The organism is Maribellus sediminis, from assembly GCF_011799805.1.
In the GTDB taxonomy this organism is placed as follows: Bacteria; Bacteroidota; Bacteroidia; order Bacteroidales; family Prolixibacteraceae; genus Draconibacterium; species Draconibacterium sediminis_A.
In genome coordinates this window covers 19,822-42,064 of sequence record NZ_WXUB01000006.1, presented here as the reverse complement: position 1 = coordinate 42,064, position 22,243 = coordinate 19,822, and the positions used below count along the sequence as shown (strand labels likewise).

General features: G+C 42.2%; 17 protein-coding genes. 2 read left to right on the top strand and 15 right to left on the bottom strand.

What is annotated here, in order from left to right; all coding sequences use genetic code 11:
- Positions 1–208: 208 nt before the first annotated feature.
- Positions 209–1,252, bottom strand: coding sequence for an agmatine deiminase family protein (locus tag HFD85_RS19290; RefSeq protein ID WP_167613571.1), 1,044 nt, complete (start codon positions 1,250–1,252; stop codon positions 209–211).
- 222 nt (positions 1,253–1,474) lie between these two features.
- Between HFD85_RS19290 and HFD85_RS19285 the strand changes: the two genes are divergently transcribed.
- Positions 1,475–1,753 carry a hypothetical protein gene (locus HFD85_RS19285; RefSeq protein WP_167613569.1) on the top strand — a complete coding sequence of 93 codons (279 nt, stop codon included), beginning with the start codon at positions 1,475–1,477 and terminating at the stop codon, positions 1,751–1,753.
- A 171-nt stretch (positions 1,754–1,924) separates the two neighbouring features.
- Here the strand turns inward: HFD85_RS19285 and HFD85_RS19280 are convergent, their stop codons facing one another.
- The 10 genes from HFD85_RS19280 to HFD85_RS19235 form a co-directional block, all read right to left on the bottom strand.
- Positions 1,925–3,034 (bottom strand): energy transducer TonB, encoded by a 1,110-nt coding sequence (locus HFD85_RS19280; RefSeq protein ID WP_167613568.1) that lies wholly within the window; start codon positions 3,032–3,034, stop codon positions 1,925–1,927.
- 264 nt (positions 3,035–3,298) lie between these two features.
- A complete protein-coding gene (locus HFD85_RS19275) occupies positions 3,299–3,829 on the bottom strand; it encodes a flavodoxin family protein (RefSeq protein WP_167613567.1) in 531 nt (176 codons plus the stop codon).
- Positions 3,830–3,939: 110 nt separating this feature from the next.
- Positions 3,940–5,853, bottom strand: coding sequence for a caspase, EACC1-associated type (locus HFD85_RS19270; protein ID WP_167613566.1), 1,914 nt, complete (start codon positions 5,851–5,853; stop codon positions 3,940–3,942).
- On the bottom strand, positions 5,846–6,232 hold the full coding sequence (locus HFD85_RS19265) for a hypothetical protein (RefSeq protein WP_167613565.1): 387 nt from the start codon (positions 6,230–6,232) through the stop codon (positions 5,846–5,848). The genes HFD85_RS19270 and HFD85_RS19265 overlap by 8 nt, the downstream gene beginning before the upstream one ends.
- A 289-nt stretch (positions 6,233–6,521) precedes the next feature.
- Positions 6,522–7,745 carry an ornithine--oxo-acid transaminase gene (gene rocD / locus HFD85_RS19260; protein WP_167613563.1) on the bottom strand — a complete coding sequence of 408 codons (1,224 nt, stop codon included), beginning with the start codon at positions 7,743–7,745 and terminating at the stop codon, positions 6,522–6,524.
- A 545-nt stretch (positions 7,746–8,290) separates the two neighbouring features.
- Entirely contained in the window at positions 8,291–10,348 is a 2,058-nt protein-coding gene (locus tag HFD85_RS19255; RefSeq protein ID WP_167613561.1) for a BatA domain-containing protein, read from the bottom strand.
- Positions 10,349–10,399: 51 nt separating this feature from the next.
- The gene (locus HFD85_RS19250; protein WP_167613559.1) at positions 10,400–11,383 is read right to left on the bottom strand and encodes an isoaspartyl peptidase/L-asparaginase family protein; all 984 of its coding nucleotides are present in this window, start codon (positions 11,381–11,383) and stop codon (positions 10,400–10,402) included.
- 717 nt (positions 11,384–12,100) lie between these two features.
- Positions 12,101–12,934: a YybH family protein gene (locus HFD85_RS19245; protein ID WP_167613557.1), complete on the bottom strand. Its 834-nt coding sequence runs from the start codon at positions 12,932–12,934 to the stop codon at positions 12,101–12,103.
- 388 nt (positions 12,935–13,322) lie between these two features.
- Complete coding sequence (locus HFD85_RS19240; protein ID WP_167613555.1) at positions 13,323–13,829, bottom strand: hypothetical protein; 507 nt, start codon at positions 13,827–13,829, stop codon at positions 13,323–13,325.
- Positions 13,830–13,956: 127 nt separating this feature from the next.
- On the bottom strand, positions 13,957–18,171 hold the full coding sequence (locus HFD85_RS19235; RefSeq protein WP_167613553.1) for an acyl-CoA dehydratase activase: 4,215 nt from the start codon (positions 18,169–18,171) through the stop codon (positions 13,957–13,959).
- Between the two features lie 506 nt (positions 18,172–18,677).
- On the opposite strand from HFD85_RS19235, the gene HFD85_RS19230 reads away from it, so the two are divergent.
- On the top strand, positions 18,678–19,265 hold the full coding sequence (locus HFD85_RS19230) for a porin family protein (protein ID WP_167613551.1): 588 nt from the start codon (positions 18,678–18,680) through the stop codon (positions 19,263–19,265).
- On the opposite strand, the gene HFD85_RS19225 is transcribed toward HFD85_RS19230, so the two are convergent.
- The 4 genes from HFD85_RS19225 to lepB all read right to left on the bottom strand — a co-directional run bounded on the left by HFD85_RS19225 (position 19,262) and on the right by lepB (position 22,242).
- Entirely contained in the window at positions 19,262–19,534 is a 273-nt protein-coding gene (locus tag HFD85_RS19225) for a transporter suffix domain-containing protein (protein WP_167613549.1), read from the bottom strand. The two genes, HFD85_RS19230 and HFD85_RS19225, sit on opposite strands and share 4 nt — an antisense overlap.
- Positions 19,531–20,178 carry a WbqC family protein gene (locus tag HFD85_RS19220; protein ID WP_240925080.1) on the bottom strand — a complete coding sequence of 216 codons (648 nt, stop codon included), beginning with the start codon at positions 20,176–20,178 and terminating at the stop codon, positions 19,531–19,533. Before HFD85_RS19220 ends, HFD85_RS19225 begins: the two co-directional genes overlap by 4 nt.
- 259 nt (positions 20,179–20,437) lie before the next feature.
- Complete coding sequence (locus HFD85_RS19215) at positions 20,438–20,788, bottom strand: LapA family protein (protein WP_167613547.1); 351 nt, start codon at positions 20,786–20,788, stop codon at positions 20,438–20,440.
- Between the two features lie 113 nt (positions 20,789–20,901).
- A complete protein-coding gene (gene lepB / locus HFD85_RS19210) occupies positions 20,902–22,242 on the bottom strand; it encodes a signal peptidase I (RefSeq protein ID WP_167613545.1) in 1,341 nt (446 codons plus the stop codon).
- Position 22,243: the final 1 nt, after the last annotated feature.

The window sequence follows — 22,243 nt, the reverse complement described above, 5'->3', positions numbered from 1 at the left end:
TGATACTGTTTTTGATAATTCAATCTTAGATGAATTTATCCTTTGCTCCGTTCTTTAGAGCGGTGTTGCTATCTTATCGAAGATAAGCCGTTTTTTAAGATTTTTGTAGTTTGGTAAATTACATAATTCTTAAAAAACACATTCTCCATGTTTGTTATGGTCACCGCCCTAAAGAACGGTGCAAAAATATTTTAAAAATTTCTTTTCCTTAACTTTTCAATTTTACAGCCTCAGGATACTGCATGGTCACACAATGCAGTGATCCGTGTTGCTCGATCAATACCCTGCAATTTACAGGTATTATTTTTCTTTCCGGGAAACAGCTTGCTAAAATTTCCAATGCATCTTCATCCTGCGACACCCCGTAAACAGGTACCAATACTGCTTTGTTGATGATGGTGAAATTGGCGTAAGTAGCCGGGAGCCGGTTTCCTTCGCTATCGAAACAAGCATCAGGGAAAGGCAGTTCCACCAAACGATAAGGTGTTCCGTCAGCCTTTTGGATTTGCTGCAATTCCTGTTTCATTTTATGGAGTGCGTGGTAATGCTCATCTTCAGGATGGTTACAGCCCACGTAAGCAATGGTATCCTCGTTGCACAAGCGTGCCAGTGTATCGATGTGTGAATCGGTATCATCGCCGACAAGGTATCCGTTATCGAGCCACAAAATACGTTCAGCGCCAAAATTGGTGAGCAGGATGTTTTCGATTTCCTGTTTCGAGTAGTGCGGATTTCGGTTTTTCTCCAGCAAACAATCAGAGGTGGTCAGGATCGTTCCTTTACCATCGCTTTCAATGGAGCCACCTTCCAGCACAAAATCGAAACTTTCAAGGCTGCAATTCTGCAACACCTTCTGTTCGAATAGTTGCGGAGTGATCTGGTTGTCGAGCCCGGCTTCAAATTTGTTTCCCCAACCGTTAAAAATATAATCCTGGACAATGGCTTTCCCGGCCTCCAAAACGGTGATGCCACCGTGATCGCGTGCCCAGGTGTCGTTTGAAGGGGCTTCAGTAAAATAGAGGTTTTCAGTAACGTTGAAAAAGGAACGTACACGCTTAATATCATCGCAAACCACCAGCACTTGCTGATAAGGTCGCGCAGCATTTATTATATCGACAAAACACCGGGTAGCTCCGTCGAGCATGTATTCCCAGTCGCTGTTGGCATGTGGAAAAGTGAGTTGCAAAAACGACTGCGGCTCCCATTCGGCAGGCAGACGGCGAGTAGCTTTTGCAGTTGAATCCTGTGTCATTTTCTTTTTTTGTTTTCGGCACAAAAATACAAGAAATGTGAGTGTTTTACATGAAGTTCGAAAAATTGATGATTTGCGATTCCCCGTTCTTTTAAAATTGTGTTCTTAGTTAGCGACACCTTCAAACTGATCTGCTGATCTTGCTCAAAATAAGTCACCTGAACATTGCATTGCTCCCGGGTGTTTAGTACTTGTACTTCACTAATAAGAAAGGAGACCGTTATGGCTAAAGTTATTGTTACAGCAAAGGTTAAGGATACAGCAGCGTGGGAAGCAGGATTTCGGTCCCTGACGGCCGTGTTAAGTTCTATTTTTGTCAGCCCGATAAATCTGGGAATAAACACCGGGGATAGCAGCTTTGCTTATTCAGCAGAGGTAAAAGATCTGGATCAGTTTCTGGCGACTATAAATTCAGAGCGGATTCAGCAACTACAAAAGGAAAATGGCGTCGTTGATGGGAGTGTCCGCGTTTATGTTTTGGATAAACCTGTTGAATTTTAGCTGTTCATCAAACGAAGCCGACACCTTAATTCAGACAGATTATTAGTTAGCGGACGATGTTACTTCTCCTTCTTCAATTCGTTTTACGTGGCAGAATAATAATTCTCTGCTGACAGATCGGGAGGCACGTGCGGGGAGAGCCAAACCCAGCCATGCCCTTGGGCAGGTGTTTTAACCGTAGTATTTTTCCCAATATTTGTTATTTCCGATTATTAACTTAAGTACAAAAGATTGTTTTGTCTTTTGTCTGGCTTGGGTTGCTGGTTTCCATTTCGGCATTTCGACAAAAATATTTCTTACAATGGTATCAATATCATAATTTAATGTCTTTGAAAGTACTATGTTTTTTAACGTTCCATCTTCAGCAATAGTAAATGAGATATCAACGGTATCAGTATAGTTATCTTCAGAAGCAGTTTTAGGCAATACAAATTCAAGTACAATATAATTGTCAAGACATTCATAACCACCATTGAAAACTGCCAACTCGGGAGCATAAAAATCTCCCATTCCAAGAATCATAAATTGATTTTGTTTCGTTTCGTGCCAACTTTCGAAACTGCAAGTGCTTTTCTTATATGGAAGTTTATTTGGGGAATATTTTGTTAAATCGACGGGTTCAAGTTCATATACAATATTTGTTAATTTAATCTGAAACGAACTTGCATTTTCAGGGGCACTAAAACTAAATGATTGATAATTTATATGAGAAATTTCTATTTCATCTTTTTCCTCACAATAAAATTCGACTTCTCCATATTGATTAGAAAAGTAGGAGCAATCATTGTATTTTGTTATTAACCGAACGTTTGAAACCGGAATTCCTGAGCTCTCATCTGTAATTTTACATTTAACCAATTCCCCCCTCACACCTTTAAAATTTATTGGGATATTCAATTTGTTATTTATCATTCTTACAGGAAGTATTGATTGAACAGTTACATTTTTAAAATTATGACGCGCTGGAATCCATTGAAGCTTGTTCAATTCATTTTCAAGTACATTATAAAACTGCGTCAATTCAGAATTTGTTGAAGTAATAACAGCTTCACCTTTGCATGTTATTTGGAAATTAACATTTGTGTTGTTATTCTTCAACAGGGAATTGGTTTCTGCGTCAATTTGATTAGATACATTCTCCAAAAATGTGTTGTAGTCACCAAGATATAATGGCATTTGTTCAACAACAAAATATACTACAGTATCACATCCCGTGTTTTCCTGACTATAAAGAGCATGTGAAATAAATAACAAAATTGTAATTGATATAATTTTACTCATAGTGGGTGTTTTTTCAAAATTGCAGCTTATGTATATGATTATTTCGTTTTTCGCAGCGCTTTTATTGTATATTAAACAAGTCTATTATCAGTGTGGTAGTTTGTAATTAATTGTATGCATGTAAAAACTGAATAAAACCTACAAATCCCAGGGTGAAAAATCATTCGCTGCTTTTCGTTTCGGGTGTCACCTAGATTAGTGCTTTAAAATTATATGTTAATCAGTAGAAAAACTAGTTCAGTGTGTAATTTGGAACCTGTTTAATTAAGCGATCTCCTCCATCAAAGCATCAAACTTCTCGAGAAACAGGCCATCGAAATTGGCTTCGCTCAGGCGGGTTTCCATCATGGCTTTTGTGTCTTCCTGCTGCTCGTCGGGCATGGTCATGGTAATGGGGAGCGCGGTACAGGTGATATTCAGATCGGGAAATGCCTCACGTACTTTTCTAAACACCATTTCGTGCCCGTATTTGTCTTCCTTCAATTTGTAACTGCTGCCGCAGCAGGTAACAAAAAGCCACTCTTTAACTTCGTTTTGGTGTTTTTCGATGAATTTCCGCAGTGGATAAATAAAGCTTCCCATCCACACCGGGCCGCAAAGAATTACCCGGTCGTAATCGGCCAGGTTCCTGGTTATGCTTTTGTTGCCGAAACCGATTCCTGATAAGAGCAGCAAATGCATGTTTAAAACAGGCTTAATTTCTTCGATCTCGCAGTTCAATCGTTTGGCGATCTCGTTTGCCAGGAAGCGGTTATTCCCGGTATTCGAGTAATAGGTAACCAGCGTTTTGGTCATGATATCAGGTTTTTTAGTTGGCTTGTTAAGTTACATTTTTCGGAATTTTTTTCAAAATGAATTTGAAGCGATTCGGAAACGAATGGACCTGAAACAGATTCAGCATCAGCTTACTGGCGGGACAGTATCATGTTCATTTGCTGGCCCAGAACAAAAAAGTAGCCACTCATCTGGTTGCCGGAATAAATAAATTCGCCCGACACCGGACCACTAAAAATATTCGAACCGTTAAAAAATACCCGGTTGTTGTCGAGCATCACATTTCCCTGGCCTACGGCAACTCCCATTAAGTTGAATTCCTGGTAGGTGTAGCCGCTTCCGAAGTTGCTGATCAGCAGGTAGCCCTGGTTCATGAGGTTCCAGTAGCCATTCAGGTCAACGGGTGGGGGAGCGGTTTTCTTTATCGGTTTGGGTTCAACCGTGCCTTTAATGTCGATGGTTTTGTCGCCGCCGTTACTTTTTATCACAACCGATCCGTGGTAGCTTCCCGGACGGGCATCGAGCGTGAGTTCAAGGCGGTTATTCTTTTTGTCGGTGTAAAAGAAAGCGCCCTGCTGTTCAAAATGCCAGATCAGGTCTGAACTTCCTTCGTTGCTGACATGAATCGTTTTAGTCAGGTTTTCGCCTTCGGTTACCGTTCCGAAATCGATCTGAGCGGGCTGAACACCCAGAATAGGCCCCTGCACAACTACTGCACTCAGGGGAATGTTTTCGTTTCCGCCGGCCGAACGAATAATAAGCTGGCCTTCGAGAACGGCTTCGCGGCTTACGTTTGGCAGCACCTCAACAAAATCGCCTGAACTTTGTACCTGGAAATCCGGGTTAGTACAGGAAATGTTGGCATTAAGTTGTCCATCGCCGGTATTGATCAGGCGGATCATTTTTTTCGGAACATCGGAGTTTACAACCAGCTGCCCGAAATCGATGCGGTATTCCGATAATTCAAGCCGCGGTTTTTCAATCTGCTCATTCATCTGAACCAAAACCTGGATGCGTTTGGTGCCGCCGCCATTTTGGTCGCGCACATAAATTCGGCCCCTGTTTTTGCCCGGTTTGGGCTCGAAATTTATTTTGAAGTAGGTGTTTGCTTTTTCAATTTTTATCCATTCGTCGCTGCACTCTACCAGCCAGTTCAGAATGCCGCCGCCCTGGTTGTACACATCGATGATCTCTTCGGGCAGCACCTCGTCAGGCGATACATCCTTTATTTCAATTTCGGATGATGAAATAGCCAGGATCGGTTTCTGAGCGCCCGGTTCCACTGAGCCGGGTGCAATGAGTTTCGAACCGGGTGCTGCTTCACTTGATCTTCCAATGGCCACTTCTCCGCCTGAACCGCTAAAGTTTCGTTTGGGCTTTTGTTTGGTTTCCTTTTCAAGTCTTGGAATAATATAATCGTACACTTCATTCAGCGAAATATAACCGTCCTTGTTGGTGTCAATTTCGTTCGACAGGAGCGCAAGAATCAGGTGCTTTGTGAATGCGCTGTAGCCGTCTTTTTCGTCGGCATCAACCGATAATTCTTTGGCGCGCGAACTGGTAATTACAAAACGGCCTTCACCCAAAAGGTGTTTCGGAATGTCCATGCTTCCCTTGAATTTACCGCTGTTACAGCAATCGAGGATAACAATCACGCGTTTACTGCTCGAGTTTTGGATGATGCTGTTGATCATGTAGTCGGGCACTGCTGTGCCGGTTAGCCGGTCGGTGTTCGAGTTTCGCGCACAGAGGTAGAGGTTGCCGTAGAGGTCGAGGTAGCCATGGCCGCTGTAATAAAACAACAACTGATCATCGGGAGTGGCGCTTAAAAAAAAGTCTTCCACTTTTTCAATGATCTCGGAGTGAGTGGCATTCAACAGCGTTGTAATGTCATCGGGATGATGCAGCCCAACCTGGGGATGTTTTAAGGCGTCTTCCATTCCCCGAATGTCGTTGGGCGGCCCTTTTAATTCGGGCAACTGATGCGGATCGACCTCGAAAACATTATTACCAATCAACAAAGCTTTATATTTGACTTCACCCATTTTTATCGGCTTGCATTTTCATGGCCATCATTAAATATTTTTCCAGTTCTTCTTTTTTATAGCCCTGGCCCGAAAGATCGAATTCAATCACTTCTTCGCCTTTTTTTACCTTAATGTTCAGGCTTCGTGTTTTATCCCTGAACAACCAGGTTTTGAACACATCGAAAGCCAGTTCGAGCGCTTTCGAAGAGCTGATCAACAGAAAAATCTCTTCAAACCCTCCTTTTTGTCCTTCAATTGCCGTTACTTCTTTGCGCACTTCGCCAACTTCGGCTTTACAATCTTCCAAAAGTTCATTTACCTGGTCCGACCATCGTTCGTCGTTCTCATCGAACCGGCTGCTTGCGGGTTCTATTATCAGGTCTAGTTTTTGTTCCATTGTTTAATTTTTATGTTGTGGTTTCATTTTTTATTTTGAAAAAATACTGTCTGCGTCCCGAATTAAGCGTTTAAAATGAGTGTGTTATAAGTAAATTTATGAACTTCAACAGACTTTGTCAAGCTAAAACAACAGATTTATTACTCTTTTTTTCGATGCACAATATCGAGTGACTTCTGGTTTGTACGGAAAACTTTGGAAAGGAGTTTGGTATGAAGATCACTTGCGGGCATAAAAAATGCCAGATGTTTTCACAAATGGCATTTATGTAAATACAAAACAAGGAGGTTTAAACCTCAAATTCTTTAATCGTCTTTTTGATGATATCAATTGCTTCCATCATTTGTTCTTCGGTGATCACCAGCGGCGGTGTAAAGCGGATAATGTGCTCGTGTGTGGGTTTGGCAATCAGTCCGTTTTCTTTTAGAGCCAGACAAACATCCCAGGCTGTTTTGCCATTGGTAGGGTTAATGGCCACGGCGTTCAACAGGCCTTTCCCACGTACGATCTCGATAAGTGGCGAATCGATCGCTTTCATTTCTTTCCGGAACAATTCACCCAGCCGCTCTGAATTTTCCACCAGCTTTTCTTCCTGCAAAACATCGAGGGCAGCAATGGCTACTTTTCCTGCAATCGGGTTTCCGCCATAGGTACTTCCGTGTTCACCGGGTTTAATGGTGAGCATGATCTCGTCGTCGGCAAGCACACACGACACCGGGTACATTCCGCCTGAAAGCGCTTTGCCCAACACCAATATATCAGGGCGAACTTCTTCGTGGTCGCAGGCCAGCATTTTGCCGGTGCGGGCCAAACCTGTTTGCACTTCGTCGGCAACAAACAACACATTGTATTTTTTGCACAGATCAGCAGCTTTTTTCAGGTAACCGTCTTCGGGAACATAAACACCTGCTTCGGCCTGAATCGGTTCGACCAGAAATCCTGCTACATTTTTATCCTGAAGTTCTTTTTCCAAACGATCGATATCGTTGTAGGGAATATTTACAAAACCCGGAGTGTACGGGCCGTAGTCGCTGTAAGCGTCAGGATCGGATGACATCGAAATAATGGTGATCGTGCGCCCGTGGAAATTACCGTCGCAGACTACTATTTTGGCCTGATTTTCAGGAATTCCTTTTACTTTGTAGGCCCATTTTCGAATGAGTTTTAAGGCTGTTTCATCGGCTTCGGCACCCGAATTCATCGGCAGCATTTTATCGTAACCAAACAGTTTGGTCATGTACTCTTCCCAATCGCCAAGCACGTTGTTGTAAAAGGCCCGCGACGTGAGGGTCAGCGTTGCAGCCTGATCGGTGAGCGCTTTTACTATTTTCGGGTGACAGTGTCCCTGGTTAACCGCAGAATAGGCAGCCAGAAAATCGAAATATTTTTTTCCTTCCACGTCCCAAACAAAAACACCTTCGCCCTTCGCCAGAACAACGGGTAGCGGATGGTAGTTATGTGCGCCAAACTGGTCCTCTTTGGCCATGAAATCCTTCGAAGTCAACTGTGTCATTTTTTCTGTTTTAAGTTTATGCAGAATTACAATTTTTAGGATGAAAAAACAACGGTGTTGTTAGTGTTAAAAAGCAGTGAGAAAGATCAGGGAAGTTAGTTCAGAGACCGCCTGAACGAATTCATTCGGGCAGGTTCAGAGTTTAGAGTTCAGAGATCAGTCGCAGTCACAGTTTGCAGTCGCAGTTTTCAGAAGCGATTTGAGCATTTTGGCATTAAAGTATTTACGCATTTTCGAATTCAGTCCTTCAATCCTTCAGTCCTTCAATTGGCAGTTGGCAAAGTTGCAGTTGGCAATCATGGTTGCAGTATTCGGTCTCAGTCTCAGTTTTTAGAATATCAGTATCGAGTATTAATAAAAGATTCCTCAGTCGTACCTCCTTCGGAATGACAGAAATATAATTCATCCGCGGCGCCAGGATGATTGTAATGCATAGGAGTATTATTCGGCGCCGCCAGATAAACCGATAAATTGTCATCCCGATCCGTCGACTGACGAAGAGGGATCTAATTCAAGTAACAAGGATCCAGCATCCAGAATCAAGTTCACTTCCAAAAACGTGCAATCAACACCTCACAAAGAATAAAGAACAATGCCAGCAGGAGCATCAGTTTCCAGAGTTGTTTGCCGTTTTGGAGTTCGTCCAGCACTTCTGAGAAGTTGCGTTCGATTCCGGAAACTACGGTGGCATTCTTTAGTTGCAGTTCCTCCAGTCGGTTTTTAAGTTCTTCTTCACTGAAATACCGAAGGTCGGATTCCTGACGGTTGTAATTAAAGGCCATCGATGCAATAACATTGCCGTCGTTTTCAATGAGGTAGTGTCCGTCGCTAACGATTTGTCCGGCAAAGTCGAGTCGGGTTTTTCGCCCTGCAGTGGTGTTATTCGGAACAATCTTTTCACCGGTTTTCAGGTTCTCAATTTCAAAATTAGCGCTGAGCCTGTAGTTGATATTTCCCGGAAGATCGTAAAAGTTGTTCTTACCCACAATAAATGAAATCTCCTGCTTGGGCAGACTGTTCAGCACAAAATTGTAAAGCGTGGGAACAAAGAGGACATCGTTGGCAAATGCCTCGTTGGCCGTGTTAAGCGGAAAGCTGAAGGTCCAGATCTTCCCGTCGCCAAAACTGAGCTGCGAAAGTGCCTTGTCGCCATTTTGAAAAGCCAGCAGCTTAGTTTCATCACTTCGCGTTGCAGTTTCAAAACGCAGGTGATTTTTTATTTCGGGCAGTATCGGATTTTGCTCCCGTTTTTTAAATACGTTTTTGTAGAAATCGTTGTCGTATTCTATTCCGGCAATTTTCTGGGTCGTGGAATCAATTCCGATCACACGATTTGCATTGAAACGTGAATAAAGATTATTGAGAAAGGATAAGTTGTTACCTGTTTCGGGGAAGATGACCACAGAAGTCCCTTCTTTTACAACCGTTTCCAGTTCATTCAGAAAACCGCTGGAGAAATTCTCGAGGTTCACCAGGAAAATGGTATTGTATTCGCTCAACCTGTTTACCTGCAGGTTCTGCTCGTTCATTTCGTCAAGCAAAACATAATCGTCGTTTTCGAACAAGGCGTCGATGTATTTCAGGCCTTCCTTCGAACTTTCGGAGTTGCTGTAAATGGCCAGCACTTTCAGGTTTTTATCCACTTTGTAGCTGATGTACCAGTTGTTGTCGTGTGTAAACGGGTAATCGGTAATTTCGAGCCGACCAAGTTGTAATCCGCTGGAATTGTTGTTGTATTTCAGTTCAGCCACAATATTTTTTTGAGCTTCCACCGAAAAGTTGGTGATTGATTTCAGCGAATCGTTCAGAAACATTTTAATGGGCAGGTTTTGGTAGTCCTGGTTCGAACTGTTCTTAATGCTCACATAAACCGTTTCTTCCTGACCAAGTCGGTGAGCCGGAACCTCCACCCAGCACGAATCGATATACAGATTCGCCACTTCGTTTGGAACCAGTGGCAGGTAGTAGCTAAAAATGTCGGCAGTCTCAAAATTATCGGGATCGGTAACGGCGCGTTGAAAATCGGAAATAAAGTACAGGTTTTTATCGGTGTTGTCGCCAATATCGGTTTGTCCGGCAAAACGGTTGTAGATGATCGAAAGCGGAACCACTGTGGGAGTCGCCTGTATTTCAGAGACCTGCTGAATAAACTGTTCCTTGTTCAGCTCATGCTGATGGATGGGTTTCAGGTCGTTGGTGAACAGCCGGAATTTTGTGCCAGCAGGGTAGGCCAGACAAATTTCAAGCGCTTTGTTTCGGGCCACTTCAAGCAATTGTCCCTGTTCCGACAGGGCGTTCATACTAAACGAATTATCAACATAAACCGCTACCAGTTGGTTGGCTTGCTTTTTTGTGTCGCTGTTGGTCGGAATGTAAGGCTGGGCAAAAGCGAAAACCAAAAATATGATGGTGAGAATTCGTGCGGCCAGAATGAGCAACTGTTTTAAGCGCGACTGTTTTTTCGATTCTTTTTTAATGTCTTTTAAAAACTCAACATTGCTAAAATACACGGTTTTATGCCGCTTGAAACTAAACAGGTGAATGATCACCGGAATGGCGATCGCAAAAAGTGCAAAAAGAAACGTTGGAAAAAGAAACTTCATAATGTTTTGTCTGAAGCTGGAAGTCCGAAGTCGGAAATCTTTCGCTATAAATTAGTTTTCGTCTTTAAAAATGGCAATATCTTTTTCGCCTGTTGATTTGATGTAGCCCCGGAACATTCCACTGGTGTTGAACTCCATGGCAATGTTTCCTTTTGCATCGAGCCCGATCACACCGCCGGTTCCGCCCATTTTCGAAAGTTTGTCGATTTCTGCGCGGCAGGCTTCATCAACACTCAGGTTTTTATATTCAACCAAAGCCGAAATATCGCGGGCAAAACCCAGCCGGATGTAATACTCGCCATGGCCCGTGCACGAAACTGCACAAGTTTTATTGTTGGCATAAGTTCCGGCGCCGATGATTGGAGAATCGCCGATTCGGCCATATTTTTTGTTGGTCATTCCTCCGGTGGATGTACCTGCACACAGGTTTCCTTTTGTATCGAGCACTACACAACCCACAGTTCCCATATTATCTTTTGATGTTCTTTCGCGTTCTTTTTTCAAAAGCTGTTGCAAGGATTCATACCTCCGCTCAGTATAAAAATATTTATTAGGAACAATTTCGAGGCCCTGAAGTTTTGCAAATTCCGAAGCACCGGTTCCGCTGAGCATCACATGCTCCGAATTTTCCATAACAGCACGCGCAGCACAAATCGGATTTTTGATGTCGCGAACACCTGAAACAGCTCCGGCGTTCAGGGTTTTTCCTTCCATGATCGATGCATCAAGTTCGTTAAATCCATCGTGCGTAAATACCGCACCTTTACCGGCATTAAACAGGGGAGAGTCTTCCATTACATTAATCACTTTTACAACCACCTCGGTAGCGTCGGCCCCGTCCTTTAAAAGCTGTTCGCCTAAAGTAAGCGCTTCATCGAGTTTGGCTTTGTATTCGGCCCGAAGTTCTTCATTCATTTTATCGCGCGACATTACACCCGCTCCACCGTGAATGACAATTACATACTTCTCCTGGGCAAATGTTGTGGTGGCAGTAAAAATCAATGCAAGAAAAAATAGTACGAGATTTTGTTTCATCGTGATAAAATTATTTCTACAAAAATGACATAATAATAGCGATAATAAAATAAAACGATCCGGAAATTAAGCGGAGAAACAGAAAGAAATGCTGAAATGAATAAGTATTACATTTCAGATAATGTGGAACGGGATTTATTCTCCTTTATCGATCTGGAAAACGTGAGCCTTTATAAGGAACAGCAGCAAAAGTAGTATTACACCGATTGACAGATAGATAATTGCCTTGTAAACTTCTTTGTTATCAAATGCCATCGGAAAAAATAAAACCGCAGTTACACACAATAGAATTATGGAAATAATGATCCAGATATTGTACCTCTGAGCTTTCATGATGTCAGTCCCCCCTCTACTCGTTTTTGTCCTCTAAACAATTTAAGGAATAAGTGGATACCAATCAATACATGGTAGTCAAATTGTTAATTAAAAAGTAGGTTATGAACAGGCAATTGACTCTGAATATGGATAACTGTTTTTGGTTCCTGTTGAAATGAAAAATAAAAGTCTGTATGATTGAGAATAACCTGAAAAGCAGAAGAATCGATGAAATTTAATTTGTACTTATATTTCTTTCGCAAAGCTATTTTTCGAAACGATCGGGAAGGAGTATTTGCCGTAAAACGTTGCAACCAACAAACCAGCGTGATGGTTTTAGGACGATCAACTGCTTTGTTGGCTGCTATTTTTATTTGCTTAATCTGACGCAAATCCTACACTTCAATCTAATCTTTCATATTTCTCGACAGAGTAATTATCTTCGTCATAGTTGCCCTGGTCGTCTGCCGGGTAAATTTGGGTAAGAATATTTCCCTGAACTTCTATCAACATTTTTACAGAAGTTCCAACCATTTGTTTCGCCGAATGATATTCAATGTTTTCTGAAAAGACATTTCCCGATTTCAGCGTGTAGCTTCCTCCACCATAATTATCGTTCAATTGATTATTCACGGTGTAGGTTCCGGAAAAAGCAAAATGACCGCTCGTCCAGATTTTAATCTGGTGCATTTCGAGTTGTCCATCAGGAAAATTATTAGCCACTGAACCGTTAGCGATGTTTTTGTAGCTAACGAGTTTCCAGGCTCCTTTCATTGGCGGCTCAGGTATGCTTGTATTCCAGATATCCTGGTGTAGTTTCCATTTTCCGTCAACCTTTGTCCAGTTTACCATATATTTTCCATGGTCAATCAATTGTCCGTTTTTGGCATACAGCTTATATTTTCCAATTTCTACAGCCATATTACCAATTGCATCGGCACTTTCGGTTTGCAGGTCGGCTTTTGCTATTCCCATTCCTAATGCACCGTTCCAAAAAGCTTCTATAGCTTCCTGACCTTCAATTGCTTCACTATTGGCTGGAAAGACTTTCCCATCAACAGTATAGCACATGGCCAAAGCGTGAGCATCGCCGTTGCTGTAGGCTTCCATAAAAGTAGCATTAGCTTGTTTAATTTGTTCGGTTACATCTTTTGGTTGCTGGTCACAGCTGCTTAAACAAAACATGGTCAACAACACAAGAGTTAGGATTCCGGATAAGTTTTTCACATTTTTCATAATATATGTTTTTTAGTACCTGATACATTTTTTTGTTGAGTGGTGACAGGGGATTCTTTAGTGTACTTTTCTGAATGTAGGATGTTCCGGTTTCGGTTCGCGATTTGCCTTTGGTATGCCTGCAAATCATCAATAAGATCAGAAAGACGGGAACATTTAGTTGATTTTCGTAATGGTGATCAATAAATCGGATGGTCCCGGGCAAATGCGATAAATTCTTGTTTCTTCATGATGTTGATTTTTTGATTTTTCTGCTCTGGTCATCACGAGAAACCGGGTTTTCGGCTGGTGGAGTTAATTAAAGTTATGAAAAAACGGCCTTAAAAGCAATGAATAAGGTCTTTAACAAGAGGTAAATAAAAGGTTTGTGAAGTAGTGCTCCGTTTCTTTAGTTATCATTTTCTCCAAGGATCGTCATGTTCGGTTTTAAGGAGATGCGTTTTATTTTTGTGGTGAAAATTTCCAGCATTTCATCGTCATCGCTTTGCGGAGTGTTACTGAAGTAGAGGTTGTAATTTGCATTCATTGGAACCAACACTTTGCATTCTTGCAAAGGAGGAATCCTGATGTCCATAAAATCACAGTAGTTCTCTTTATCCCAATACAGATCAGTTAACATGTTCACGTACATGGTATCCGCAGTAGGATTCACCAATTTGAGTTTTTTGAATTGTTGTTCACTCGGATAATATTCAACTTCGCCATCGAAGGCAGCTGCGACACAAACTGAAGATACTCCCATTAAGATTTCACCAAAAACATTTCCAGCCCGGGCGTTTTGCAAATCTTTCTGGCGTTCGAAACTGGAAGTGTCGTGGAAATATTGCGGAGATGAGCAGCTGAACAGCAGAAGCATCCCAACAATAAAAGCAGTATAGGTAAAATAAGGTTTCATGGCAATTCGTTTCAAAACTTTAAACAATTTTCATGCCTGAATTTTATCACACCAAGCCTTTTTTTCGCATTTAGAGTTTGTTGTAATATAAGCCAATAACTGAAATTGAGTACGTCAAATTTACGTATTAGTTCTGGTTTAGCTGCTTTTGCCTTTCGTGAAATTCTTTTACCTGAAACATAAAAGCCTCAAATCGGGTATCAACGCCAATGTTGTCGTTTCCGTCGTAGGCAAAATTCTCCCACGGAAGACCATGGTATTTTTGCCGGAGGTTTTGCGAAACGGTACAATTAATCGTTCCCGGCATGCAGGTAAATGGCAGAATATTTACAACACCCGAAATGCTTTTACCGGCCAGCAAAACTGCCGAACCAATGGCAAGTGGCGGATCACCGTCGTAATCCTTATGAATAAATTCGCCACAATTTTCGAGCATTTCTTCCACTTCCACTTCACGGGCCAGGTTGAAAATTCCACCCAAACTATCGGTGAGTTTTTTCTCCAGTGTTTTTTGAAAGAACAACTGGATTTTGGCTTTGATCAGGTTTTTCATGTTTCCTTTCCAGCGGCTGTCGCGAACAAAACGAATGGTGGAATAATTGATCCATTCGCCAAAAGGCGCCATCACGGTTTCTGCTCCGAGTTTTTCGAGGCGGTCGACCAGAAAGTTGGAACAATACGGATTATCGCGCATAAAAATCTCCCCAACAATGGCAACCAGCGGTTTACTCCCCGGATTATTGACAGGAATGGCTTTGAATGCTCTTGCTGCTTCTTCCAGTGTTTTGGTTAATCCATTACAGTTATTTTCAACCGAAGCAATGGCTTTCTGTAGGTATTTTTCATATACCCTATTGGTTTCACCTTTTTCAATTTCATAGGGACGGGTTTGTTCCTGCATTTTGCGCAGAAGATCGCCGGCTACGATTCCCTGCCAGGTATTTTTGCGCCAGCGGGTTGATTGTCCGGGTGCGATGCTGGCATAAGCATCTTCGTTACTCGGATGTACTATTTTTGCCTCAGTATATCCAAGTTTATCAAATACCTGCCGGTGTAGTTTATTGTATTCCCCAAAACGACAGGGACCGTTATGATCGGGCATGAAAAAGCTGCTTTTTGCCGGATCCAGGCCCGGTTGCTTCAGCTTTTTAAGAAAGCTTCCAAGTGTGCAGATAAATGGAAAACATTCCTGTCCATCGGTATATTTTCTTCCCAATTCCAGATCTTTTTTGTCGGCCATGGGGAGTACTTCGCTCGGAATATCGCAACTGCGACAGGCTGCCGATATAAAATGTACGGCATCCCGCGCATAAGGAAAGTAAATGGTTCGTTCGTTAAAGCTTACTTTTTTACTTGTGTCCTTCAGTTCCGACTGTTCTTCCACCGGCTTAGCTTCATTGTTTATTTTCCAGCCTTTCAAACTATCAACAAAAGCTTCAATTCGCGTGATCATTCCGGCATCGGCGCTGTGTTCGTCCACCTCGAGGTGCATAAATGGTTTCCCCTTCATTTCGTTTTTTACAAAGTGAAGGAGAAATGAATCGGGACCGCAACGGAAATTACTGAGGTAAATGGCAAACAGGTTTTTTGTACGGGCAATAATCCGGCTGGCCTGTAAAATTTTCTGTCCGTTTGGCCAGTACATCCCCGGATAATCTTCAAAAATGTTTTCTTCTTCCAAAGGCAGGAAATCCATAGGAATGGCCCGAACATTCATGTTCTGAAGCTTTTTAACCAGTCGAAGGTTTAACAGCGGATCGCCGGTGTTGTACGGCCGTCCGATGATGATAAAGTTCCAGGTGTTTTCATCCAGGTTACTGAGTACATCCCTGCCTTTTAATTTGATGTTCTTTTCGAATAATTTTTGCTTTTCATTTGCCTTATCAATTGCTTTGATTATTTTGGCTTTCGGAAGATCAAACTTTTCAGAAAAGAACTGCTGCAGTTCTTTTTTCAGCGCTCTTTCGAAATATCTGAAATGAAGCGATGGGATCAATAGTTTTTCCCTGATTTTTTCGTCGGTAAAAGCAGCTTTTACCAAATACGGATGCGATTGCACCCACGGGCAATTGCAATTATTGGTGGGATTATCCTGGTCGCCCTGCACATTCACAACAAAAGGCAGAAAAACGTAATCAACCTTTTTTTCTATCAGGTTCAACACATGCCCATGTACCATTTCCACAGGAAGACAGGTTTCGGAAACCATGGTTTCGAGCGCGTCAGTAATGATCTTTTTGTCAGATTCATCGGAAACGACTAGGTTAAAATTCAGTTCAGAGAAGAAGGTTTTCCAGAAGGCGAAAAGCTGGTAATAATTCATTAAGGCACGGGGGATTCCAATCGAGATCTTGTCAGTTTCCTTCTTATTTTGAAATCCTTCAGTGAGCAAAGCTTCGCGTTCTTCAAAATAATTAGGAAGGTCGGCGCCGGCTTTTTTACGTTCGTCAATTTCATATTTGTCGCAAATGCCGCCATAGAACAGCGGCTTTGTTTCTCCTTCAATTTTTACCCGTTTTATTTCGCAGTGATTGGCGCAGGATTTACAAACAAAATTGTCGGTTTCGTAGTTCGTTTTACTGATCTCGAATCCTTTGAAACGGCTGGCATCTCCGTTAATTGACTGGCGTGCCAGGATAGCAGCACCGATAGCACCGGTAATATCGAAGTGAGGTGGAACGTGGATCGCTTTCCCGGTAACTTCTTCGAAAGCCGCCAAAACAGCCTTGTTATTGGTTACGCCTCCCTGGAAAAAGATTTTATTCCCAACGGGCTTATCGCGAACAACACGGTTGAGGTAATTGTGAACGATGGAATAGGCCAACCCTGCAATCAGGTTGTCTTTTTGTGTGCCGTTTTGCTGATGCGAGTTCAGGTCGCTTTCCATAAACACGGTGCAACGTTCGCCCAGTTTTGCCGGGTGTTCGGCCGACAATCCTTTTTCTCCAAATTCATTAATGATATTAATTCCGAGTTTATCGGCCTGTTCTTCCAGAAAGGAACCCGTTCCGGCAGCGCAAACCTTATTCATTTCGAAATCGACAATTACACCGTTTGAAATGCTGATGTATTTTGAATCCTGTCCACCGATCTCGAAAATGGTATCAACTTCCGGGTCGATCTGAATGGCCGCAGTAGCCTGGGCCGTAATTTCATTCTGAATGGAATCGGCGCCTACAAAATCACCTGTCAGGTAGCGTCCTGATCCGGTTGTTCCCACGGCCCTGATCACTACTTTGCTTCCAATTTCTTCTCCAACTTCCGCTAATCCTCGTTTAATGGCTTCCAAAGGCCGGCTGGCAGTTGGCAGGTACCTGCGCGAAAGCACATTGTTGTTTTTATCGATAATCACAACATTTGTACTTAGCGAGCCTACATCGATTCCGAGATAAGCATCAATGTTTTTTTCGCCGTTTAGCGAGAAGGTATCTTTGATCAGTTCATGTTTTCTGTCGGCTAATTTCAGCAAGGTCTCCGAACCGTTTGAGCCGACTTCCAGGTAGTGTGTTAATTTCTGTAATGAAATTTTTCCTTGCGAAAAACTATTGGTTTCGAGGGCGAACAATACCGCGCCAATTGCACCCATCGATGCAAAATGTTTTGGGATAATCAGCTCACCGGGCTGAAGGTTGTAAGTTTCGGTAAATGCCCGAATCATGCCCTGATTGGCAGCAACTCCTCCCTGAAAAATGATTGGTTTTACAAGCGGTTTTCCTTTTCCAAGTGTGCTTTTGAAATTCCGGGCCACTGCAAAACACAGTCCGGCAACAATGTCGTGAACAGGTGTGGCAACTTGCTGCAGGTGGATCATATCACTTTTTGCAAACACCGAACAGCGTCCGGCAATACGAGGTGGTTTTTCCGATTGAAGTGCCATTTCGCCAAATTCCTTCTCGATAGAAACACCAATGCGTTTGGCCTGCTGATCGAGGAAAGAGCCCGTTCCTGCAGCACACAAACTGTTCATCGTAAAATCGGAAAGTTTCATTCCTTCCTTCACCTCATTCTTTTCAAGAAAAATCAGCTTCGAGTCTTCGCCGCCCATTTCTATCACGGTTCTTACTTCGGGGTAAAGTTCCATCACTGCTTTCGATTGGGCCACAATTTCGTTTACAGCAATACCGTTGAGCAGTTCCGAAGCCACTTTACTACCTGTGCCTGTCAGCGCAATTGTTCCTGAAATGTCGTCGTGTTTCTCCAGAATTTCCGACAGGCGGTTTTTCAATGTATTGAATGGACGACCACGACTGTAATCGTAAAATTCTTCAATTATTTCTTTGTTTTCATTGACTAGAACAGTGTTAACCGAGATGGAGCCGATATCAGAACCGAGGTACTTCATAATCGCTGAATTTTAGGTTAGTTATGCAATGAGGCGTATAAAATGGTTGTAGAAGGATCTTATCAGTTAATTGAGCTATTCGTATTTATTTACTAGAAGTTAAGAATAAAATAGGAAAGGTCATAGATTGAACAGCGCCCTTCAGGCCACGTGAACGCCTGAAGCAGCATTCAAAGTAAATCGGTGAACTCAGAATTGAAACGCTGAACTTCTTCGAAGAATGGTTAAGATATGTGTCTAACAGATAGATAATTAATGTTTTATGTGAAGTAGGATTCAGGGATTTGGCTTACTTCGGTATTTTGATTCAGTCAAAATAAAAATTGCGGGTTTAGCTTAAAAAAATCGAATGACGGGGTTTTGAGTTCAAAAATCCTGTCAATGTTGCGTAAATTGATACTCAAAATTTAAAATTGACGTTTATAACAAACAGGACTATGAAACGAGTCCCGGAAGTTTGGAACGTATTATATGCGAAATCATTGAAAACAATTTATTTAAATGGTATGAAACGGATTATTCTTATTGCAGTTTTAGGCTTTTTCGCACTTACTTCGAAAGCACAACTTATTTTCGATCTGGGATTGAAAGGCGGAGTAAACTTCTCGAAAGTGAGTCTGGACCTTGAAGATTACAACGAGGATGCAATCACGAAAATGCATATTGGTGCCTTTGGGCGAATAGGAGTGAGTAAGGTTTTTGTACAGCCCGAAGTGTATTTCACAAAAAAGGGTGGTGACTTTTCATATAATCCACTTAGCTTTGCCGGTGAGTTCGATTACAGCGCGGTTGATGTTCCGCTGCTTTTGGGCGTTCGTTTATTTGATGCGAAATTAATTGAAATGCACCTGCTGGCCGGACCGGTTTTCGGTTTTGTAACCGATAAAACTCTAAAAGGCGATATCGACGACGCACAGTTCAACAAGGAATATTTTAACGACCATTATGTTGGTTTGCAATATGGCGCCGGTATCGATGTTTTATTTATGACCGTGGATTTTAAGATGGAACATGCCAATAAAATCTACGAGGCACCAACTTTCAGTGGCAAAAATGCAACGTTCATGGTGTCGGTCGGATTTCGTATTCTTTAATCTGAAGTTGATTCTGTATCGTTTTTCTTTTTGAACCAGTTTCGCGGATCCAGCTTTTGTTTGTAGCGGGTAAATAATTCTTTTCCTACCAGCAATCCGCCCAGCCAGAAAACAACTTCCATTAAAATGAAACTGGTGGTTGAAGCAACTACCTTGGTTTTTGCAGGCAAATCGAAAAACGGAATGATGATAGTGGCAGCAAAGAACACTCCCGAGAAAACCATCAGAAAAATACCCAGCTTTATTTGTTTGTTGTCCCGATTTTTCATTTGATGTTACTGTTAATGCTCTGAATGAGCAAGGTAAATGCATTCGGCCCTTCGTTAAACAGCAGATCGAGAATACTTAAATCAGGCAGAAAGCCAAATTTATCGCTAAATACCTGCGTGTAAGTTTTGGGTTGAAATCCGGGATCCGGATTATCCTTAACTTTAGGTGAAATTCCTTCACGTAAATTGAACGTGTTTATAGGCACGGCTTCAAAATCATTGGTGAGTATCACTTTATTTTCAATATCCAGGGCATCGCAAATGGTGGCGTGGATTTTCTGGTTGTAATCGAGTAAGAACTGTGTTTTTTGCTGAAAAAACGGAACCAGATCATCCTGGTAATATTCGAAATAAGGCGACGAATTATAGGCGGAAACGATGGTTTGCCAGTGGTTTCGCTGCCATTCGGTATCATACGAAATCTGCAGGTCTTTCATCAGCACTTTCGGGCCACGACCTTTTACCACCGGAACCACCAGCGAAATGGGGCCGTTTCCTCCCGAAATGACGCAGCGGTTGCGATAGGTTTGTTTCGGAAAATGCTCGAATTGTTCAATGTAAACCGGCTCGTGCTGCAAATAACGCGCATAAAAATGAACAGGGGCAAAATAGGCCGTGCTTAAAAGTAATGGATTCAAATTCATTCAATAAAAATAACCGATTCAAAATTATTAAATGTACAAGAGCTACAATTATGCTGTAGCTTTTTTTTGCATCTTCTGAAATGAAGGGTTCAAATTGACTAACTCTGGCATTTATGCCCAGGATTTGGAAGTTAAGATATATCCGGGCTTTAGCCCTAATAAATTTGACAATTAAGGACTAAAGTCCAATAATCACAGAGATGGTAAGACCCCCCGGCATAAATGCCGTAGTTATTCACAGACTTGTGGTCTGGAAGTTTTAATCTTTAAAAAAAGAATCATCATCGTCGTCGTCATCGAATTCCATTCCTTCCGGGTCGATAATTTCATCTTTAGGTTTTTCCGGGTGATCAAGATCATGCAGCTTTTTTAGTTCGTCGTTAAAACGGATCAGTTTTTTGTAGTCCTTTTTCACTTTCCATATTCTGGGAAGGAAATAAATAGTGGCCAAAATGTAACCCAACAGAATGCAGGCCAGCAAAACCAAAACCAGCGGCGCTTCCTTTATTTCCCAAAAAAAGACCTGAATGGTAAGGTCGGTCTGATTTTGAAGCGTAAAGATAACCAGCAATACCGCAAGGATAAGAAGAAGGATGACGATGGCCTGCATAATTACATGTTTTTACAAATATAAGTAAAGGATAACAGTTGCCTATTATCCTTTAAACGAAGATCTTACAAGCCAATTGTGAGGCCTGCTTATTTTCTTAATGTCTTTTTTACTTATTTCACGCCACTGAACATTCTCCGCAGACGAATATTCGATGGGAAGCTTTTGTCTTTATCGAGTGATAGCCAAATAAATTTGGCTTTTCCAACCACGTGGTCTTCAGGAACAAAACCCCAGTAACGCGAGTCGGCCGAATTGTGGCGGTTGTCACCCATCATCCAGTAGTAATCCATTTTGAAGGTGTAGCTGGTGGCTACTTCTCCGTTAATTTTAATAACATCGCCGTCAACTTCAAGGTCGTTGTCTTCATAGATATCGATGACGCGGCGGTACAGTGGAAGATTGTCGACTGTGAGGTCAATCCTGGCTCCCTTGGCAGGAATCGTGATAGGCCCAAAATTATCGACATTCCAGGGGAAACGTTTGTCTGAAGGGAAAATATCAGGTTCCCATGCTTCGGGTTCTTCCAGAATTTTGGTAACCGATTTTACGTTCGCAAAACCACGCAGCGTTTCAGCAGCTTCGTCGGTAAGCGGGAACATGTAGCGTTCGCTGGAGAAAACTCCGCGGTCGGCCTCCGAGATATGGAGTTTATCAAGTGCTTTCGGATTAATCGAAGTTCCGTTGGTTTCAACAATGTAATTATACTGCATACCGTCGAAATGCTGCTGTGGTTTGTCGTTAACGAAAACCTGGCCTTTTTTGATCTCGATTTTATCTCCTGCAATCCCGATGCAGCGTTTAATGTAGTTTTCGCGTTTATCTACCGGGCGTGAAATAATGTCACCAAAATTTCGTGTGTCCGAGGTTACCCGTGCTTTTCCGTAATGACGCACTAACTGGTAGTAGCTTTGTGTTGGCATTCCCAGGGCAACAGTATCACCTTCGGGAAAATGAAATACCACCACATCGTTGTTCTTCACATGAGTAAAACCTGCCAACCGATGATATGGCCTTTCAATGGCTTCGGAATACGATTTTCCGCCAATTATCGGCATGGTATTGTGCACAAACGGAAACGAAAGCGGAGTATTTGGTGTTTTCGGGCCATAGGCCGTTTTGCTTACAAACAGATAGTCGCCAACCAACATCGATTTTTCCATCGATGAGGTAGGGATGGTATAAGCTTCGATAAAAAACATGCGGATGAATGTGGCTGCGATAACCGCAAAAATAATGGCATCCACCCATTCCACAACTTTGGTTTGTTTACCGTTTGGCGGGTTTTTCTTTTTCCAAAAAGCCCAATGTACTTTTCCGGTGATGTAAATATCAAAAATAACAGCAAGGCCCAGAAACCAAAGGTAGCTGCCCAGCCAGATCACCCACAAAGCATAAAGTGTTCCAACGGTAATAAACTTGAACCACTTGTTTGAAATTACAGAACGTATCATT

Excerpts from the sequence above, each read along its gene's own strand:
- HFD85_RS19290 (WP_167613571.1), bottom strand. The coding sequence starts at position 1,252 with ATGACACAGGATTCAACTGCAAAAGCTACTCGCCGTCTGCCTGCCGAA.
- HFD85_RS19285 (WP_167613569.1), top strand. The coding sequence starts at position 1,475 with ATGGCTAAAGTTATTGTTACAGCAAAGGTTAAGGATACAGCAGCGTGG.
- HFD85_RS19280 (WP_167613568.1), bottom strand. The coding sequence starts at position 3,034 with ATGAGTAAAATTATATCAATTACAATTTTGTTATTTATTTCACATGCT.
- HFD85_RS19275 (WP_167613567.1), bottom strand. The coding sequence starts at position 3,829 with ATGACCAAAACGCTGGTTACCTATTACTCGAATACCGGGAATAACCGC.
- HFD85_RS19270 (WP_167613566.1), bottom strand. The coding sequence starts at position 5,853 with ATGGGTGAAGTCAAATATAAAGCTTTGTTGATTGGTAATAATGTTTTC.
- HFD85_RS19265 (WP_167613565.1), bottom strand. The coding sequence starts at position 6,232 with ATGGAACAAAAACTAGACCTGATAATAGAACCCGCAAGCAGCCGGTTC.
- rocD (WP_167613563.1), bottom strand. The coding sequence starts at position 7,745 with ATGACACAGTTGACTTCGAAGGATTTCATGGCCAAAGAGGACCAGTTT.
- HFD85_RS19255 (WP_167613561.1), bottom strand. The coding sequence starts at position 10,348 with ATGAAGTTTCTTTTTCCAACGTTTCTTTTTGCACTTTTTGCGATCGCC.
- HFD85_RS19250 (WP_167613559.1), bottom strand. The coding sequence starts at position 11,383 with ATGAAACAAAATCTCGTACTATTTTTTCTTGCATTGATTTTTACTGCC.
- HFD85_RS19245 (WP_167613557.1), bottom strand. The coding sequence starts at position 12,934 with ATGAAAAATGTGAAAAACTTATCCGGAATCCTAACTCTTGTGTTGTTG.
- HFD85_RS19240 (WP_167613555.1), bottom strand. The coding sequence starts at position 13,829 with ATGAAACCTTATTTTACCTATACTGCTTTTATTGTTGGGATGCTTCTG.
- HFD85_RS19235 (WP_167613553.1), bottom strand. The coding sequence starts at position 18,171 with ATGAAGTACCTCGGTTCTGATATCGGCTCCATCTCGGTTAACACTGTT.
- HFD85_RS19230 (WP_167613551.1), top strand. The coding sequence starts at position 18,678 with ATGAAACGGATTATTCTTATTGCAGTTTTAGGCTTTTTCGCACTTACT.
- HFD85_RS19225 (WP_167613549.1), bottom strand. The coding sequence starts at position 19,534 with ATGAAAAATCGGGACAACAAACAAATAAAGCTGGGTATTTTTCTGATG.
- HFD85_RS19220 (WP_240925080.1), bottom strand. The coding sequence starts at position 20,178 with ATGAATTTGAATCCATTACTTTTAAGCACGGCCTATTTTGCCCCTGTT.
- HFD85_RS19215 (WP_167613547.1), bottom strand. The coding sequence starts at position 20,788 with ATGCAGGCCATCGTCATCCTTCTTCTTATCCTTGCGGTATTGCTGGTT.
- lepB (WP_167613545.1), bottom strand. The coding sequence starts at position 22,242 with ATGATACGTTCTGTAATTTCAAACAAGTGGTTCAAGTTTATTACCGTT.